Origin of the sequence: Vibrio penaeicida, from assembly GCF_030689305.1 — a bacterium.
In the GTDB taxonomy this organism is placed as follows: Bacteria; Pseudomonadota; Gammaproteobacteria; order Enterobacterales; family Vibrionaceae; genus Vibrio; species Vibrio penaeicida_B.
The window spans coordinates 138,910-157,330 of record NZ_JAUYVM010000007.1 but is presented as its reverse complement, the minus strand read 5'-3'; the positions used below and the strand labels follow the sequence as shown (position 1 = coordinate 157,330).

Annotated in this window: 15 protein-coding genes; 3 read left to right on the top strand and 12 right to left on the bottom strand. The window is 39.3% G+C overall.

Features of this window, described 5'->3' with window-relative positions; translation table 11 throughout:
• Nucleotides 1-3: 3 nt before the first annotated feature.
• The 3 genes from pbpC (at nt 4) to Q8W40_RS13185 (ending at nt 5,248) form a co-directional block, all read left to right on the top strand.
• Nucleotides 4-2,199, top strand: a complete 2,196-nt coding sequence (gene pbpC, locus Q8W40_RS13195) for a penicillin-binding protein 1C (protein ID WP_305397688.1) — start codon at nt 4-6, stop codon at nt 2,197-2,199.
• A 290-nt stretch (nt 2,200-2,489) separates the two neighbouring features.
• Nucleotides 2,490-4,028 carry a 2,3-bisphosphoglycerate-independent phosphoglycerate mutase gene (gpmM, locus tag Q8W40_RS13190; RefSeq protein ID WP_305397686.1) on the top strand — a complete coding sequence of 513 codons (1,539 nt, stop codon included), beginning with the start codon at nt 2,490-2,492 and terminating at the stop codon, nt 4,026-4,028.
• Nucleotides 4,029-4,093: 65 nt separating this feature from the next.
• Nucleotides 4,094-5,248, top strand: coding sequence for a murein hydrolase activator EnvC family protein (locus Q8W40_RS13185; protein WP_305397685.1), 1,155 nt, complete (start codon nt 4,094-4,096; stop codon nt 5,246-5,248).
• Nucleotides 5,249-5,317: 69 nt separating this feature from the next.
• Here Q8W40_RS13185 and Q8W40_RS13180 read toward each other — a convergent pair whose 3' ends face one another.
• The 12 genes from Q8W40_RS13180 to rfbF form a co-directional block, all read right to left on the bottom strand.
• A complete protein-coding gene (locus Q8W40_RS13180) occupies nt 5,318-6,484 on the bottom strand; it encodes a nucleotide sugar dehydrogenase (RefSeq protein WP_305397683.1) in 1,167 nt (388 codons plus the stop codon).
• A 415-nt stretch (nt 6,485-6,899) separates the two neighbouring features.
• Nucleotides 6,900-8,834, bottom strand: a complete 1,935-nt coding sequence (locus tag Q8W40_RS13175) for a polysaccharide biosynthesis protein (protein ID WP_305397681.1) — start codon at nt 8,832-8,834, stop codon at nt 6,900-6,902.
• 112 nt (nt 8,835-8,946) lie between these two features.
• A complete protein-coding gene (locus tag Q8W40_RS13170; protein WP_305397679.1) occupies nt 8,947-9,495 on the bottom strand; it encodes a sugar transferase in 549 nt (182 codons plus the stop codon).
• Nucleotides 9,492-10,412 carry an NAD-dependent epimerase/dehydratase family protein gene (locus tag Q8W40_RS13165; protein ID WP_305397677.1) on the bottom strand — a complete coding sequence of 307 codons (921 nt, stop codon included), beginning with the start codon at nt 10,410-10,412 and terminating at the stop codon, nt 9,492-9,494. Before Q8W40_RS13165 ends, Q8W40_RS13170 begins: the two co-directional genes overlap by 4 nt.
• Nucleotides 10,413-10,420: 8 nt before the next feature.
• Nucleotides 10,421-11,515, bottom strand: coding sequence for a glycosyltransferase family 4 protein (locus Q8W40_RS13160; RefSeq protein WP_305397676.1), 1,095 nt, complete (start codon nt 11,513-11,515; stop codon nt 10,421-10,423).
• 111 nt (nt 11,516-11,626) lie between these two features.
• On the bottom strand, nt 11,627-12,709 hold the full coding sequence (locus tag Q8W40_RS13155) for a glycosyltransferase (RefSeq protein ID WP_305397674.1): 1,083 nt from the start codon (nt 12,707-12,709) through the stop codon (nt 11,627-11,629).
• Nucleotide 12,710: 1 nt separating this feature from the next.
• Complete coding sequence (locus Q8W40_RS13150) at nt 12,711-13,496, bottom strand: hypothetical protein (RefSeq protein WP_305397673.1); 786 nt, start codon at nt 13,494-13,496, stop codon at nt 12,711-12,713.
• Between the two features lie 599 nt (nt 13,497-14,095).
• Nucleotides 14,096-15,019, bottom strand: coding sequence for a glycosyltransferase family 2 protein (locus Q8W40_RS13145; RefSeq protein ID WP_305397672.1), 924 nt, complete (start codon nt 15,017-15,019; stop codon nt 14,096-14,098).
• Complete coding sequence (locus tag Q8W40_RS13140) at nt 15,009-16,124, bottom strand: DegT/DnrJ/EryC1/StrS family aminotransferase (RefSeq protein WP_305397671.1); 1,116 nt, start codon at nt 16,122-16,124, stop codon at nt 15,009-15,011. The genes Q8W40_RS13145 and Q8W40_RS13140 overlap by 11 nt, the downstream gene beginning before the upstream one ends.
• Before the next feature lie 2 nt (nt 16,125-16,126).
• On the bottom strand, nt 16,127-16,558 hold the full coding sequence (locus Q8W40_RS13135; protein ID WP_305397669.1) for a dTDP-4-dehydrorhamnose 3,5-epimerase family protein: 432 nt from the start codon (nt 16,556-16,558) through the stop codon (nt 16,127-16,129).
• Nucleotides 16,555-17,664 carry a CDP-glucose 4,6-dehydratase gene (gene rfbG / locus Q8W40_RS13130; protein WP_305397668.1) on the bottom strand — a complete coding sequence of 370 codons (1,110 nt, stop codon included), beginning with the start codon at nt 17,662-17,664 and terminating at the stop codon, nt 16,555-16,557. Before rfbG ends, Q8W40_RS13135 begins: the two co-directional genes overlap by 4 nt.
• Nucleotides 17,649-18,419: a glucose-1-phosphate cytidylyltransferase gene (gene rfbF / locus Q8W40_RS13125; RefSeq protein WP_305397667.1), complete on the bottom strand. Its 771-nt coding sequence runs from the start codon at nt 18,417-18,419 to the stop codon at nt 17,649-17,651. The genes rfbG and rfbF overlap by 16 nt, the downstream gene beginning before the upstream one ends.
• Between the last annotated feature and the right edge of the window lie 2 nt (nt 18,420-18,421).

Below are 18,421 nucleotides of genomic sequence, written 5' to 3'. Positions count from 1 at the left end.
GCGATGAGGCCTTTATCCAAGCGACTGTGCATTGGGGCGTTAAGCAGTATTTTGATTCTAATACTGCTTATCGTCGGGGCTTTTTTTATCGCGAATGCCCGCTCACCTCTTAACCTTGCGCAGAAATTGGATCACAGCACCACGGTCTATAGTAAAAATGGCGAGGTGCTACGCCAATTTTCCAACTCCAAAGGTATTTTTCGAACCCCAATAAAACACCAGGTGATCGATGGAAAGGTCTTACGCCCAGTCTCGGACGTGTACTTAACGGCTCTGCTGGAATATGAAGACAAGTACTTTTACGTTCACCCCGGCTTTAACCCTTTCTCTCTGGCTAGAGCATTGATTCAACAAGTCTTCCATGGGCGTGTAATTTCAGGCGGCTCCACAATTACTATGCAGGTCGCACGCATGTTTTATCCTTATGAGCGTTCATACGCAGGTAAAGTTGAGCAAATATTTAGAGCGATACAAATCGAGCTGGCTTACAACAAGGAAGAGATTTTAGATTTGTACCTGACCCATACGCCAATGGGGGGAAACATTGAAGGGGTCGAAGCCGGAGCACAACGTTACTTTGGTAAATCGGCTCAGAACCTCAATTTAACCGAATCGCTCACTTTGGTGGTACTGCCTCAGCGCCCGAGCAGTACTCGCCCTGATCGCCACCCTCAACGTGCATTAACGGCAAGGAACAAAGTTCTGCACAGGGTTAGCGGAGCATTGGCACTGACGGACTCTACCACTCATTTATTAGCAAACTCTCCACTCGGTGCATCTAGGTATCTGTCGCCAGTGATGAGCCCACTGCTTGCGAGAAGGCTGCGCTCAAACCAGCCAAACCTTGCAGAGTTTGACACCTTCATCGATCACACATTGCAATCTTCAATCGAAGAACTGATATCAAAGCGTTCGACAGATTGGTCATCCACACTCTCCAGCGCCGTGCTTGTGATGGAAAACGCTACCGGGGAAGTGATTGCTTACAAAGGTTCCGCCGACTTCACGAACTTGCGTCGTTATGGGCATGTCGATATGGTGCAGGCGATTCGCTCCCCCGGCTCAACGTTGAAGCCCTTTATTTACGGGATGGCACTGGAAAAACAGCTCATCCACAGTGGCAGTTTAATGATGGACATCCCTATTGCACATGGGAACTACCAACCACAAAACTTTAACCGTTATTTCAGCGGTCCGATCCGCATGGACAAAGCGCTGCAACTCTCTAAGAACTCTACGGTCGTACAAGTTCTTAGCTTGCTTGGTCCTGAAGAGTTCCTGAGTTTTTTAAACACAAGCCAAATCCCACTAAAGGCAGATGAAGCAAACTTAACCTTTGCTTTAGGCGGAGTAGGCACTAACTTAGAAGGTCTTGTTTCTCTCTACTCTTCGTTAGTAAAAGAAGGGGTTGCCATAAAACCGAGGTATCTTGAAGGTGAAACAACGGCGAAGAATAAATTGCTGACTCCAGAAGCGAGTTGGATTCTGTTTGACATCTTGTCTCAAATTCCACCACCTCAGCGCTTTGCCCCTGCTCACGGAAGAAAAGTCGCATGGAAAACAGGGACCAGTTACGGATTCCGCGACGCTTGGTCCATTGGCGTGAGCCCTAAATATACAGTTGGAGTTTGGGTAGGAAGACCGGACGGCTCGCCCAACGTAGGGCAAACTGGAGCCAAACAAGCCGCTCCCATCATGTTTGATGTGTTTGATTTACTTCCACCAGAATCTGAGCCACTCATCAAACCTATCAATGTGTCTTCTAGCATTGTGTGTTGGCCAAGTGGGTTATTACAGGCGCAGATTAAACAAGAAAACTGTTTGAGCACTCAACCTGCATGGCTAATTGATGAGCAAGCACCACCAACGCTGAGATACCAAGAACCTTTTAACACTTTGCATCAGTGGCCAGAGCCGTTGCAGCAATGGTCGCTATCAAAAGGGGTCTCTTTAAATCAATCCGCACCTATTCGCCAAGAACGTGTCACGATTTTAACACCTCAGAACGAAATGCAGTTTTTCCCCTACCCTGGGCAAGTTTTAAACCTAAAAGCGAGCGTAGAAAGTGCTGGTTGGTATTTGAATGATCAGCCGCTTTCAAAGCCAGAAATTGAATTTGATCAGTTAAACGATGGACGTTACCAATTAACCGCCTGCCTAATTCACTGTGATAATGTCGTTATCCAAGTTTTTAAGTAATTTGCACTCAATATACCCAAGTGACCTCAAGATGCTTGGTTCAGCGAGATTTAACTTCCCTCAAATTTAGCCCAAGAGTAGACGCTTTCAATACCGTCCGTCACTGAAAATAATTATCTTTCCTTCCTGTAATTCGCAATAATCTGTTCCAACTGCAACGCACTTTTGAAAACTTGTAACAGTCAGCCGCGATCATTATTTGATCTAAGGCTACAGTTTCACCTACAAAGTGTAGTAAAATTACGCTAATTTGATTTATCAGTTACTTTGAATTTGACGAGGTTAGAACTATGTCAGCTAAGAAGCCAATGGCTCTAGTTATTTTGGATGGGTGGGGACACCGCGAAGACTCAGCAAGCAACTCTATTGCTAACGCTAAAACACCGGTTATGGATGAGCTGTTAGCAACCCAGCCAAACACTCTTATTTCTGCATCTGGTTTTGATGTAGGTCTACCTGACGGTCAAATGGGTAACTCAGAAGTGGGTCACACCAACATTGGTGCAGGTCGTGTGGTATACCAAGACTTAACTCGTATTACTAAGTCGATTGCTGACGCTGAATTCGAACAAAATGAAGCATTGGTTGCTGTGATTGACAAAGCCGTTAAAGCAGGTAAAGCTGTTCATTTGATGGGTCTAATGTCTCCAGGTGGCGTTCACAGCCACGAAGACCACATTTACGCTGCAGTAAAAATGGCAGCAGCACGTGGCGCAGAAAAGATTTACCTTCACTGCTTCCTTGACGGACGTGACACTCCACCACGCAGCGCAGAAAACTCTCTAAAACGTTTTGATGACTTGTTTGCCGAGCTAGGCAAAGGTCGAGTAGCTTCTTTGGTAGGTCGCTACTTTGCAATGGACCGTGATAACAACTGGGATCGCGTTCAAGTCGCTTACGAATTGCTGACTGAAGCAAAAGCAGAATTCACATACAGCAGCGCTGTTGAAGGTTTAGAAGCGGCGTACGCACGTGACGAAAACGATGAATTCGTTAAAGCAACTGTACTTCAAACAGAAGGTCAAGAAGACGCAAGCATTCAAGATGGCGATGCCGTTATCTTCATGAACTACCGTGCGGACCGTGCTCGTCAAATTACGCGTACTTTCGTTACCGATTTCGCTGGTTTCGAGCGCAACGTATTCCCATCAGCAGAGTTCGTTATGCTGACGCAATATGCAGCAGACATCCCTCTGGCAACGGCATTCCCACCAGCTTCTCTAGACAACACGCTAGGTGAGTGGCTATCTAAGTGTGGCAAAACTCAGCTTCGTATGTCTGAAACCGAGAAATACGCGCACGTTACTTTCTTCTTCAATGGTGGTGTAGAAGAAGAATTTGAAGGTGAAGAGCGTAGCTTAGTTGCTTCTCCAAAAGTGGCAACATACGACCTACAGCCAGAAATGAGCTCTGCAGAACTGACTGAGAAATTCGTTGCTGCTATCAAATCAGGCAAATACGACTCTATCATTTGTAACTACCCTAACCCAGATATGGTTGGTCACACAGGCGTTTACGAAGCTGCAGTTCAAGCTATCGAAGCTGTAGATGCATGCGTAGGTAAAGTGGTTGAAGCCATTCGTGAAGTAGACGGCCAGGTTCTTATTACGGCTGACCACGGTAACGCGGAAATGATGGTCGACCCTGAAACAGGCGGTACGCACACTGCGCACACTAACCTTCCGGTTCCATTGGTATACGTGGGTAGCCGTGAGCTTGAGTTTGTTGAAGGCGGCAAGCTGTCTGACCTTGCTCCGACAATGCTTCAGCTATCAGATCTAGAAATCCCTGCTGAGATGACTGGTCAGGTGATCGTTAATCTGAAATAATCATCCTCATAATCAAGAGGCTGGAACTGCTTCAGCCTCGTCTTATGGCGGAACGATTCATACGGATGAACCTGTTTAATTTACAGTATTCCTTAAACGCCAGTGCATTTCGCGCTGGCGTTTTCTCATGTCTTCTTATAGTTATCTCGACATTCAGTGGCAGTACACTTGCGGCTTCTCAAACTGAACTTAAAGGGGTAAAGACAGAAATTTCTCGCCAACAGCAGCAGCTCAATAAAGCACAGAAGCAGCTCAATAAACTGCAAGGCGAACTCAAAAATCAAGAGCTTTCAATCAATGCGATAGAGAAGACAATCAAGCAGACTGAAGCCAACCTAAAAAAAGCCAACACCAACCTAAGCCAATACCAGAAACAGAAATCCTCTTTAGAAAAGCAGCAAAAATCACAAAGTGACACGTTAAAAGAGCTGGTCAAAACCTATTACATAACTCGACGTAAATACGATGCGGCGTCCCTTCTGAAAAGTGATAACAAAGCCGAATTGGATCGCATTGGGCACTATTTCCAACACTTAGCCAAAGAGCGCACTAAAGCCATTGAAGCACTCATGGCAACTGAAACCGAATTGGAAACCACCCACCGTGCGTTGAGACAAAAACAACAAGAAATATCCGATTTGCTGGCGACTCAAAAATCCAAGAAGAAAGCACTAACCAGCTCACAATCAAGCCGTAAGAAAACCGTCTCTAAAATTAAAAGCACCGTTAAGAACGACAAAACGTATTTATCCGAACTGCAACGCAACGAAAACCGGTTAAAAGCTGAAATCGCCAAAGCCGCAAAACGCGCCGCTATTCCAATGAACGGTCTAAGCAAGCAAAAAGGACGACTGCCTTGGCCACTTCGAGGCAGAGTGTTACACAATTACGGCACAAAACAGACTGGGCAGGTAAACTGGAAAGGTATGGTGATCAGCGCTAAACACCAACAACCGGTGAAAGCCGTGTATTCAGGAACCGTGGTTTTCGCTGAATACTTACGAGGCTATGGCTTGCTTGTGTTAGTCGACCATGGGAAGGGCGACATGACGTTGTACGGCTTTAATCAGACTCTGATGAAAAAAGAAGGTGACAAAGTTCAAGCTGGTGAAACCATTGCACTCGCAGGGGATACGGGAGGACAAGACAGAACCTCCCTATACTTTGAGATCCGTCGGAACAGTAAAGCGCAGAATCCTAAGTCTTGGTTGACCAGATAAGAGTACTCAATAAAGTACGAATAAAAAAGGAGCACTAAGTGCTCCTTTTACGTTGAATTCAATTCATACTTAGTCGCTGCCAAACAAGTCTCGTGTGTAGACTTTATCTTTTACATCACTAAGCTCTTCAACCATGCGGTTTGATACAATCACGTCCGACTTACTCTTAAATTCATTCAAATCCGTCATGACTTTCGAATGGAAAAACTCTTTCTCTTCCAAAACAGGTTCAAAGACCACAACCTCAATGCCCTTCGCTTTTAGGCGTTTCATGATTCCTTGAATACTCGAGGCACGGAAATTATCTGACCCCGCTTTCATGATTAAGCGATATATCCCAACCACTTTTGGTTGCTTTTGAAGAATAGACTCAGCAATGAAATCTTTGCGCGTTCGGTTGGCATCCACAATCGCTTGAACAATGTTGTTCGGCACGTCTTGATAGTTCGCCAAAAGCTGCTTGGTATCTTTTGGTAAACAGTATCCACCGTAGCCAAATGAAGGGTTGTTGTAATGGCTGCCAATACGAGGATCGAGACCAACACCTTCAATAATCTGACGAGAGTCCAATCCGTGCGCTTCCGCGTAGGAATCCAACTCGTTAAAGTACGCAACGCGCATCGCCAAGTATGTGTTAGAGAACAACTTAACAGCTTCTGCTTCCGTTGAGTTGGTAAAAAGAACTTCAATGTTCTCTTTTTCAGCACCTTGAACGAGCAGATCCGCAAATTTCTTTGCCCTCTCACTTTGCTCGCCAACAATGATTCGAGACGGATGCAAGTTGTCATAAAGCGCACGTCCTTCTCTCAAAAACTCAGGAGAAAATATAATATTATCGCAACCTAGTTCTTTACTAATGCGTTCTGTATAACCAACTGGTACTGTCGACTTAATCACCATCGTCGCATTTGGATTGATTGCCATAACATCTTTAATCACCGCTTCCACAGAAGCCGTTTTAAAGTAGTTGGTCACTGGGTCATAATCCGTTGGTGTAGCGATAACGACATACTCTGCTTCTTTGTATGCGCTTTCTTTGTCTAACGTCGCCACTAAATTCAACGGTTTTTCAGAAAAAAACGATTCGATTTCTTTGTCTGCAATGGGAGATACTTTGTCGTTAATAAGATTTACTTTATTTTCAATGACATCTATGGCGACAACTTGATTATGTTGAGCTAACAGGACTGCATTGGATAACCCAACATAACCTGTCCCTGCAATTGCGATTTTCATCTATTCCCTACCCTAACTAACAAAAAATCGACGCTCTGTGACTTATTCAAGTACAGCATCGATTTTAAATTGCGCAAATGACGTGCTTATTTTCGCTCAAAAGAAAAGAACATGAGCTTTCAAGCAAATTTAGCAAACTAGCGTAGAGGGATATTATGAAACAGGGATGGAATTGATATTAAAATAGTATGATGTTTATTTGGTAATAAGCCGCGGATTCAAGGGAAAGAATCACCTAAGCCGCTTGAACATGCCCGTCATTACGGACTTTCAGAGCCTTGCTTAAGTGATTTTTATCCATCGGATACTGCATTTTTACGTTTGATATCACTTTTAAAGCTTTATTCGCCAGAGCAGACCTAATGTATATATGATCCTTAGAAATAGATTTATAGAGAGGTAGATTTGATTCACTTTAGCTCCCTCCACACTCCTGCTCCGCTTTCCAAACTAAATCTCCTATCTCATCAACAGGCGTAAACCCAGTCGATGCATCAAGAAGCAATTGACGAATAGCTTCATGATCAAAATTATGACAAGCTGTATCTAATCTATCTAGCAAGGCATTGTAGTCATTAATCGGTAAGAAATCTTCATGAGCTGTCATGATTCTTTCATGGGCAGTTGAATCAACATTGTCTCCAATTAGAAGCTCTTCATACAGCTTCTCACCAGGACGCAAACCAGTATATTGGATTTCAATATCACCATATGGATTTGATTCATCTTTAACTTCTAAGCCAGAAAGGTGAATCAAGTTCTTAGCTAAATCAACAATCTTAACGGATTCCCCCATATCAAGAACAAATACATCACCCCCTTTACCCATAGCGCCGGCTTGAATAACTAACTGCGCAGCCTCGGGAATGGTCATGAAGAATCGTGTGATATCCTCATGGGTCACCGTAATAGGCTCACGATTAGCTATTTGGCGTTTAAACACTGGTACTACTGAGCCCGATGAGCCTAAAACGTTACCAAAACGTACCATACAGAAACGAGTGCCTTCGTTAGGAGTACTTTGTCGAATATGATTCTGCTCCTCAGCCAAGGCTTGAAGTCCTAATTCTGCCATTCGCTTGGTAGTGCCCATCACGTTGGTTGGACGCACCGCTTTATCGGTTGAGATCAAAACAAATGACTCTACTTTTGCTTCAATGGCAGCCCGTGCGGTGTAGTTAGTACCAAAAACATTGTTTCTCACACCTTCAACTACATTGAACTCAACAAGCGGAACATGCTTATAGGCTGCAGCATGATAAACGGTCTGAACTTTAAAGCTTTCCATCACTTTAGATAAACGATTAATACGTTGAACCGAACCAAGTAGAGGAATGATTTGAATACCTAATCCCTCAGCTTCTACCTCTAATGAAAGCTCCCTATCAATTTGATAAAGAGCAAATTCAGATAACTCAAATAAAACAAGGGCTTTAGGTTGATTGCGAATAATCTGGCGACACAGTTCAGAGCCAATAGAGCCACCAGCACCAGTAACCATGACCACTTTACCTTTAATATTGGCTTCCATTAACGCTTGTTGAGGGGCAACAGGATCACGACCTAAAAGATCATCAATTGAAACGTCCTTCAACTCATCAATGCTGGCATTACCTGCAACAATATCTGACATCTCTGGAACGGTAAGAATTTCCACTGGTAATAGAGATATACCATCAATAACTTCTTTACGACGGCGGCGGGATGCACTGGGTATAGCAAGTAGTATCTGTTTAACACCGTGCTTCGCTATTACTTTCTCGGAATCAACTTTGGTATAAACATATAACCCCATCAATATAGTGTTTTGCAAAGTAGTGTCTTCATCCATAAAGCCAACTACATTATGGCTCTCTGATTGACGTAGTGCTAATGCAAGCTGTCGACCCGCATTTCCCGCTCCATAAATCAAAACTGGGTTACCTGCTTTGTTACTAGATTGTGCCACTAAGCTACGGATAATGAGACGGCTACCACCAACACTAATCGCCAAAAAAGCACCATAAATAATTGGAACAGATCGAGGGATTGAAGCGTCAAACCAAAAAGCTAGTCCGGCCATTGTAATGGCCGACAAAGCAGTACCTAAACCAACCAAAGCAAGTACATGTAAACCAAGGTATCTTAGTACAGCACGATATAAACCAAGCTTAATAAAAACAAGTAAGGTAAAGATAAGAGTAATAATTAAAACATAGCTTCCTTCTTCAGAAGGTAAGGGCTCAAAATTTCCGATACGAACCCAATAAGCTCCGAAAAACGAAATACAAATAAAAATAAGATCGAACAATAAACTGATTAGACGCTTAGTGTGGCGAGGAAGAGACCAAATGGCATTAAAGTTAGACATATGAAACCATATTATTTTCTTAGTATGGACATTCAAGACCAGTAATAATTTAAATCCGAAAGCTTATGGAAAATAAGCTGCAACTCTGTGGTTCAAGTTACATATACTCAGGCTACTTAACAGCGTCTCCTGAACCGCCTCCTGTTGCAGTCTGAATAATATATTTTAAATATTCCTTGATATTGAGGCTATCGAGCATCTGTCTGTCTATTTTAGCCAATAATTTAGGTGTAGACATATCAATATTTTGTACTTGCGCTAGACCTGTAATTCCTGGCAGAACATCATAAACTCCAAGTGCATCACGCTCAATAATTAACTCCTGCTGATTGAAAAGGTTCGGTCTAGGTCCAACAAGACTCATTTCACCTTTCAAAACGTTAATAAGTTGAGGTAATTCATCAATCTTTGTTTTACGTAAAAAAGTGCCAAGCTTAGTAATAGATGTATTACTAGCTAAGTGACTCGCCACTGATCTAGTATCTACCGACATAGTACGAAACTTAATCAAATTAAATGGTTTTTTATTTCGCCCAACACGTTCTTGAACAAAAATAGGAGACCCAGTATCAAATAGACCTATAATAGTAACGATGAGAAGTACAGGCCACAATAAAAGCAACCCAAAGAAAGCTGCAAGAAAATCAATTAATCGAGTCATTTTGTGTTTACTCCTGAATCACGCAAAGTCGCCATTGCTTGATTCATTGTTAGAGGTGGGGTCCACCCCAATACTTCTTTGATGTTAGAAGAGTCTACCTCTAAATTGCCATATAGCTGCTCTATCATGCTCGATTTACCGATAAGCCGACCAGCTAAACGCATTAATATAACAGGAATCGGAAGCTGAATCACTTTTTTACCCAGCCCCTCGGCAATTGCGTTAGTAAACTGTTTGATAGAAACTGTTTCACCATCACTAGCCAAAAAAACATGTCCTGGAGCACTTGGGTGCTCAGCACAAGCGTTCAACAAATCTACTAAGTTTTGAACGGCGATGAAATCTTTACGATTATTTGCGAGACCAAAAGGCAAAAGCAGAAACTTATCGACCAATCTCGTTAACATACCAAAATTACCTGGAGCATCAAGCCCATAAACTAAAGTTGGTCTCACAATAACAACTTCAAGACCTGTTTGCTCAGCAATTCTTTTAAGTCCAAGCTCTGCTTCGTACTTTGATTGTGCATAAGCATTATGCGGACAAGTTAAGCTCTTGACAGAAAATCGTTCTTTATACGTTGACGTACCATTTACACCAATCGAACTAACAAAGACAAAACGCTTTACTCCTGCTCGAACGGCTTCGGAAGCTAAATGTAATGTTCCATAAGTATTAACTTCTTTGTAATCTTCAGTTGAAATGGCATCTCGGTGAGCGATACTGGCAAGGTGAATTATCGTGTCAATATCATCGAAACACCCATCCCAATCTACATTACCGTCAATGTTATCTACAACTATAACATTTTTAAATTCGCAATTACGACCTTTGCGGACAACATGTCGACAGTCAGGATAGATTTTAGCCAATTGTTTACCAACAAACCCCGAACTCCCGGTTAATAAAACTTTCATATTTATACCTAAGTATTCAAATGCTCATACAAATTAGATATCATTTCGTCAAAAGTAAATTGTTCTTTATATTTAACATAAGACTTATCTCCTAGTGCAGCGAGCTCCATTCTGGTTTGATCTAGAGCATTAAATAGCGTTTGCGATAATGCATAAGGATCACTAGGTGGAACTAAATAACCAGTTACCCCATCTTCAATAAGCTCTGACACTCCACCTACATTTGATGCGAGAATGGGCTTTCCATGAGACATTGCCTCAATGAGCGAAAGAGGAAGTCCTTCTGACTTTGAAATAAGAATAACTAAATCACTATTTCGGTAAAAATTGACTAACTTTTCCTTAAACCCCAGAAATCTAATATTATTTGAAAGCCCCAACTCGGAAGTTTTACGCTGATAATGCTCAAGGTCTTGTCCATCACCTAAAACTGTAAGCACCCAATCACTGCGAACTTTATGTATTATATTCAATGCTTCTAGGAGAGTATTAAAATCTTTGGGAGCTTGAAATCGGGTCACTGTTAAGAGATTGTAAACATTAGCTTCTGATAATGAATTTCTTGAGAAAGGTTCTTTTACTCCACTATATAAAAGGCTAGTTTTCTTTTTTGATATCATTAAATTGTTATTAGCAAATTTCAAATCTTGTTTGGATATACAAATAATTCTATCACAGAGAAGTGATAGAAATTTTTCTATACCACCATATAATAACTGCCCCCAAGTACTAGATGTACGAATATGAGACCAACCATGGGCAATAAATATTTTCTTACTTGCACTTAAAGTTAGCGCAATTCGGCCAATAAGTCCTGCTTTAGCCGAATGTATAATAACAGCGTCAGGGTTTAATAAATTTATTTCTCGACGAAAATCAATAATACCTTTTAAATCATAAAATAACGTAAATTCTCTAACAATAGAATTCAACCCGATAAATTCTAATCCATACCTCTTAACTTCACTACCAAAAACGCCATCCCCTCCGGAAATTACTGTAACTTCGTGACCATCATTTTTTAATTGACGTGAAGTATCCAAAATATACTTTTGAGCCCCACCAATAGTATCAGATCTAGTTACAAATTGAACTATCTTCATATTAACACTCAATCTCAAAGCAAGTATTACAAATTATAAACTTCAGTGAACAAAACATCATCTTCATTAACCAATAAAAGATAAATTCCATCTACGATTAAAACTAATTTACTATAAAAGCTCAATTAACCGGCAGTATTCGGACTCCCATTTTTCCGCAACAACTTCTGCTGAGTACAAATGAGAACGCTTTTTGCTTTGACCTCCCATCTCATCCAACTGGTTAGGAGAAGATGTTATCAACTTTGAAATCGCGGATTTTAGTGATACCAAATCTCCGGAATCAACCAAAACTCCATTTTTATCATCAACAACCAGATTAATGTCACCAACGTTTGTAGATACTACGGGAAGAGAGCTGCTTATAGCTTCAAGTATTGATATTGGAAAACCCTCATAACTTGATGTCATGATAAAACAGTTGGATTCTGCCATTAATGAATAAATGTCGTCTCTCTTACCGAGAAGAAAAACTCTATGCTCCATTTTTAACTCAGATATCTTAGCTTCAATATCATTTCTCAGATATCCATCACCAACGATTAAACAATAAGCATTCTCTTGGTTTGACATTGCGTCCAACAAAAGCATATGATTCTTAACGCTCTCTAAACGTCCAACACAAATAAATATAAAACCATTATCTATAATCCCCAATTCCTTACGAATATCTATAGGCTCTATTAATTTTGGCTTGTACACACAATTCTCCATAACAAAGCCTTTTCCGTTAGGTAACAAATTCCGTTCAGAATATCTTTTAAGCCCTTCATCACTAACTTGTGTAAATAAGTCACACAAAAAACCAGACCTCCTCAAAATAGATTCTAGTAACTTCCCGCCCTCATAAACATTATGTGCTGTATTAACTAACGGTGCATTGTAAAACAACCGAAATAGCCTTGAAAATATATTGGCGTGAATCATATGAGAATGTATAACATCGGGCTTGTGCTTTCTCAATAAATTATAGTAGCGAAAAATGGCCAGAATAGACAATTTCCCTCTTTTCATTCCTAAAGTTTCAACTGGTATCCCTTTAGCTTCAAAACGATGTAAAAGCCCCAATTCATCATCTACCATGCTAACAACTAAACATTCAACACCTTTCTGGCTTAGCGCTTCAGTTAAATTAAGCAATTGAGTTTCTGCACCGCCATATCCTAACCCTGTACACAAAAACAAAACTCGCATATCACCCCCACTTCATCTGTTTATCTGCAATCACTTTGAAACAATAAAGAATAATAATCACATCTCCGGGTCCTCTAGAAAACATAAAACCAGCTTTCAAATTAGAAACGAAGACACATAGAAACAAAAACAAAAAAACAGCAGAATATATATTCAACTTCCATCCAGATAACGGGTTGTAAATCATCCTTATCATCATCAATAAAAATACAAGATGAGTGAATATTAGCCCAAAGAAACCACTATTAAATAACGTTTGTTGAAAACCAGCATCAACATTTAATCCGTTATCAGCATTATGATCCAAACCATTGCCAAACAAAAGAGTCGAGACATAATTGATATCATAAGAAAACGATTCATATAAAGCTGATTGACTAGCGCTAGTTGCCCCTTTTCCTTGAGCTAAGTTAATAAACATTTCAAACATCATAGGTATCGTATCCTTGGCCAATACGCCACTCGCAACAACATAGCTAAATAGTCCAGCAACGCACCCACTAAAGAAAACTACAAGAATAAAATTCTTTGTTGAACTAAACATTAAATAAGGCAATAAGAAAACAATCCCTAAAAAGCCTAGCATTAAGCCAGTTCTAGATGTGATAAAGAGAGTAATAAACGCCAATAAGAAAGTCATGTAATATCTATACTTACCAGTACTCGCAATTAAAAGCATTGATACTACACTACCAAATGCTGAAAGTACCGCTGCATGAGGGTAGCCAGCAAATAACCCTGGTTTTCTCCAAACCATATTTATTTCTTCATTGAATCCAGGATTCATTAAAAAATCCCCAGCGTTACCAGGAATCATTATCCCAGATATATATTGAATTAATACAATTATAGCGTTTATACTACTAGCATATACTATCAAAGATAGAATTTGTTCTAGTCTGAAGTAGAACTTTGAAAACAAAATACAAAGAAATGTAATTAGGAGTATTTGTCTGATTGGTTTTAGTAGTGCTTGTGTAGCCACAGAACCATGATAAAGGAATGATAATATTGCCAAACAAAACAATACCAGCCAAACAAAAATAATAAAATATGTTTCATAGGGCAAGTATAAATTTATTTTATTCCTATTAAGAGCCTCTTTAGATATAAAAAGAGATATTACAAAAAAAAGCGGTATAAAGCTGAAATCGACGAAACCAATTTTTGGTCCTATGATTACTAGTATCAAGCATACAGAAACGGGAACTGTAGGACTCTTATTAGCTTTTACGTTGAACATGAAAATTTATCACCACATGCAAAAAAATCACCTAAAAACTCACACCATAAATAAACACAAGGGTTTATATCAAAATTTTAATTTGTTAATATAGTCATTGAGTCCTTAGCTAACCAACGACTCAAGATTGTGAGTGATTAGAATTATCTAGGTCTTCTATTACGAGCAAATTCTAGTAGGCTAGTTGTAATTTTGACACCGAGAAAAGAAACCAAATACGCTAATGTGAATTTTTTATCCTTAAATATGTAAGGAAATAAAATCCCTCTATTAACAGCTTTATCTTCGATTAAGCATTCGACAAATGATAGATAATCAATACGTTTCTGCATTTCAAACAACTTTCCGTTTTCTTCCAAACCATTAAAGTTTGTTTTGAGCTTACTCTTTAACGCTTTGAATTCTAACAACCAGTTAGAACGTTTAGAGAAAGTTAAACTCGATGCGTGCCTTCTCCAAAAACCCAAACACTCATATAAATAGCTAGTTTCACAAATTTTAGACAAACGAAGAAATAAGTCATATTCTTCAACCATAGAAAACCTTTCATCAAACCATTCATCTAGCTGTTCAAGTAAGGATGTTCTAATAGTGACTGTTGGTAATAGCACTTCGTAAGTGTTGAGCCAATAATCGAATACATCACCACTTTCTCGAACATATCTATCATTTGGAATTTTAACCCCACCGTCTTGATAAAAAATATCAGAATTAGTGTAAACCAGACCAATGCTTTCAGTTTTAAATAAAGGAACAACTTTTTCTAGATGGGTAGGGTAAATCACATCATCAGCATCTAAAAACTTACATAGCTCCCCTGAAATTTTAGTTAGAGCATTATTTCTAGCACAACCAAGACTAGTGTGTGTATCTGAGTAAAAATACTTTATTCTACTATCATTATAACTATTAATAATTTCCGAACTAGTATCCTTTGATTGGTTATCCCAAAAAATTATTTCCCAGTTTTCATATGTTTGAGAAATAACACTATCGATAGTTTCTTTCAAATAAGTATCAGAATTATAACAATTAATAATAATTGAAACTAACGGATTATAACTCATAAAAATCTCTTATCTTCCTAATAACATATTCTTGCTCTTCATTTGTTAAATCAAAATGACAGGGCAATGTTAATATCTGCTCATATAAATGATTAGTAACTGGCAAATCATAAATCCCTTTATATTTAGACAGCTTATGATTTGGTTTATAATGAATTCCAACCTCTATTTCACTTTTAAGTAGATACTCTCTCAATTCATTTCTATCTAATGACTTAATGACAAATATATGAGGGACTATATCGTTAAAAGATAAATCCAAGGTACTAACCCTCTCCAAAGAAGAAAGTTCATCCTTATATTTTTTAGCTATTTCTTGACGCCTAATTCTAAATTCATTAATACGACTTAGTTGAACTTTACCAATAGCTGCATTTATATTACTTAAATGATAACGAAAACCCTGTTCTTTAACATCAAATTCCCAGCTTCTTTGACCTAAATAACGTTTTTCGGTATCTTTTATTACACCTAATAAGCGTGCATCTTTGATTTTATCAATAACCGCCAAGTCAGAGGAAACAACCCCCCCCCCCTCTCCACAAGTGATATTCTTTATCCCATCAAAGCTGAAACAAATAATGTCACCAAAAGAGCCCACTTGCTTTCCATTATATGATGAACCAAATGCTTGCGCAGCGTCTTCAATAACTCTTAAATTGAACTCAGTAGCTATTGCATATATAGCTTCAATTCCTTTGCAAGAACTAGCATAATGTACGGGCATAATCACCTTTGATTTCGAGGTAATTTTACTTTTAACGTCAATAGGATCGAGGAATAGAGTATTTGGTAATACTTCGCAAGCGACCGGAATAGCGCCTAATGCAGATATCACTTGAAAAGAAGCGACATAAGTTAGCGATGGAACTAAAACTTCATCTCCAGGCTGAATACCAACTGCAGATAAAGCAATATGTAGAGCAGAAGTTCCGGTATTTACCGTGGCAACTTGATTTACATTAACCTCAAGAAATTGGGCGATAGCAATTTCAAATTCACGAGTAACCTCTCCCATGCCTAAGTATTCTTTATCTAGAACATCAGATACTGAAAGCTTTTCTTTTTCTGAGATTGACGACTTTGACAAGCGAATTTTATTCATATTTAATTCCAATCGTATGAAATATCAGCTAGAGCTTTAGCTTGAGACTCTAAAGGATCGTGCAATATATCTGAAAAATTCATAAGCAAATTAGTACTTGCTCCTACGCCTTGAAATGCTACCCAAAGCTCAGGAGGAATTGTCAGTCGACAATAATTACTCTCAGATAATTTGACCTCATAATAAACACCGTTTGTTGGACTCCCCTCCCTATCATCAAAAATAACAAACTTAATCGCGCCTACAGGAACAATTAAATTCATATTCATTTTAGTGTGTTTTTTCCAACCTTTAACAGATAAGTAATGCACCTGAGAAAAGTAGGCTTCACCAAAACCATAGAATGTATCCTCTGTTGATTTAATTCCATGAAACACAGAACCTTTATCCAAAAAAATTTGTTTTAGAGGAGTAATTACAACATCATTGATCATAGCCAGCTAATTCCTTTACTCTTTGCAATTTTTTGGTATTCAACAATCTGTTGGTTAGTGAATGTCAAATAATCAACATTGCCTTGATAAAAGTTAACGTACCATTCACTTACTAACTTAACGCATTCATTGTAAGAAAGACTTGCTTCCCATTTCAAATAAAACAACGCCTTATCACAGTTAAGCTTTAATAACCCTGCTTCGTGGAATGGTAAATTATCAGTTACCTTAAAAGCTTGGCTACTATCTAAAAAATCCCAGTAAGTACTTAGGCCTTCTAACAAGTCTTTTACTGTACGATTTTGTTCAGCCCTAGGACCAAAATTAAATTGTTGACCATGTAAGGATGCATTAAGCGCCAATTTTTCACCTAGCATCAAATATCCACTAAGTGGCTCAAGAACATGCTGCCAAGGTCTTGTTGCATCCGGACAACGTATTTCGACCTGTTCACCTTTATTCCATGCTTTAACACAGTCCACAACAATTCGATCTACTGCCCAGTCACCTCCGCCTATTACATTACCCGCACGTCCAGTAGCAAGTCGAACATTATGCCCTTCTGGAAAGAATGATTGCTGGTAGGCATGAAAAATGACTTCTGCCGCACCTTTAGAACCACTATAAATGTCGCGACCACCAACTGGGTCGGTCTCTTTGTACCCCCATACCCACTCAATATTTTCGTAGCACTTGTCGCTAGTTATAATAATCGCAGTGCATTGAAAAGACACATTCCTTAATATTTCCAGAATGTTAGCAGTCCCAAGAACATTTGTGGAAATTGTATCCAATGGCTCGGAGTAAGACAAAGATACGATAGGTTGGGCTGCTAAATGAAATAAAAAATCAGGCTTAAATTGATTAATAATCTGACTTGTCCTATCAAGGTCTCTGATATCACAAATATGATGATCAATCTTATCGCTAAGTTGCAACGCTTCAAACATAGAAGGATTCGTTGGGATGTCTTTCGATATTCCACAAACTTCAGCACCCAATTGGAGAAGCCAAGTCGTCAGCCAAGTACCTTTGAAGCCCGTATGACCTGTAACTAAAACACGTTTACCGTTATAAATATTATTAAACATTACCAGCTTTTCCATCTTGCCTTGCCATTTTTTAACATTTCATCGAGGTCTATTTTGTCCTTCAATGTATCCATACACTTCCAAAAACCATTGTGTTTATAGGAGTACAACTCCCCATTTTCAGCTAATTTTTGCAATGGAGATTGCTCAAATATAGTACCATCTCCCTCGTTTATGTAATTAAGGACCTCAGGCTCACACACAAAAAAACCACCGTTTATCCAAGAACCATCACCTTTTGGTTTTTCGAGAAATTTCGTGATTTTGTCGCCCTCAATTTCTATGGCACCAAAACGTCCATCTGGCTGAACAGAAGTCATCGTAATTGCTCTACCATGATTTTTGTGAAAGTTGACTAATTCTGTAATATTAACATCTGAAACACCATCGCCATAGGTCAACATAAACGGCTCATCACCGATAATATCTTGAGCTCGCTTAACTCTTCCCCCGGTCATACTATGAAGACCTGTATCAAGCAACGTTACAGTCCACGGCTCTGAAGTATTTTTGTGAATTTTCATCTCATTATTTTTCAAATCAATAGTCACGTCACTTTGATGTAAGAAATAATTAGCAAAGTATTCCTTGATATAATATCCCTTATATCCCAGAAGAATTACAAAATCATTATACCCATACTGAGAATACATTTTCATAATATGCCATAAAATTGGTTTTCCGCCAATTTCAACCATTGGTTTAGGTCTGACATCCGTTTCTTCACTCAAACGAGTACCAAAACCACCTGCTAAAATAAGAACTTTCATAT

Coding starts and splice junctions, on each gene's coding strand:
- pbpC (WP_305397688.1), top strand. CDS start 4: ATGAGGCCTTTATCCAAGCGACTGTGCATTGGGGCGTTAAGCAGTATT.
- gpmM (WP_305397686.1), top strand. CDS start 2,490: ATGTCAGCTAAGAAGCCAATGGCTCTAGTTATTTTGGATGGGTGGGGA.
- Q8W40_RS13185 (WP_305397685.1), top strand. CDS start 4,094: ATGAACCTGTTTAATTTACAGTATTCCTTAAACGCCAGTGCATTTCGC.
- Q8W40_RS13180 (WP_305397683.1), bottom strand. CDS start 6,484: ATGAAAATCGCAATTGCAGGGACAGGTTATGTTGGGTTATCCAATGCA.
- Q8W40_RS13175 (WP_305397681.1), bottom strand. CDS start 8,834: ATGTCTAACTTTAATGCCATTTGGTCTCTTCCTCGCCACACTAAGCGT.
- Q8W40_RS13170 (WP_305397679.1), bottom strand. CDS start 9,495: ATGACTCGATTAATTGATTTTCTTGCAGCTTTCTTTGGGTTGCTTTTA.
- Q8W40_RS13165 (WP_305397677.1), bottom strand. CDS start 10,412: ATGAAAGTTTTATTAACCGGGAGTTCGGGGTTTGTTGGTAAACAATTG.
- Q8W40_RS13160 (WP_305397676.1), bottom strand. CDS start 11,515: ATGAAGATAGTTCAATTTGTAACTAGATCTGATACTATTGGTGGGGCT.
- Q8W40_RS13155 (WP_305397674.1), bottom strand. CDS start 12,709: ATGCGAGTTTTGTTTTTGTGTACAGGGTTAGGATATGGCGGTGCAGAA.
- Q8W40_RS13150 (WP_305397673.1), bottom strand. CDS start 13,496: ATGAATCCTGGATTCAATGAAGAAATAAATATGGTTTGGAGAAAACCA.
- Q8W40_RS13145 (WP_305397672.1), bottom strand. CDS start 15,019: ATGAGTTATAATCCGTTAGTTTCAATTATTATTAATTGTTATAATTCT.
- Q8W40_RS13140 (WP_305397671.1), bottom strand. CDS start 16,124: ATGAATAAAATTCGCTTGTCAAAGTCGTCAATCTCAGAAAAAGAAAAG.
- Q8W40_RS13135 (WP_305397669.1), bottom strand. CDS start 16,558: ATGATCAATGATGTTGTAATTACTCCTCTAAAACAAATTTTTTTGGAT.
- rfbG (WP_305397668.1), bottom strand. CDS start 17,664: ATGGAAAAGCTGGTAATGTTTAATAATATTTATAACGGTAAACGTGTT.
- rfbF (WP_305397667.1), bottom strand. CDS start 18,419: ATGAAAGTTCTTATTTTAGCAGGTGGTTTTGGTACTCGTTTGAGTGAA.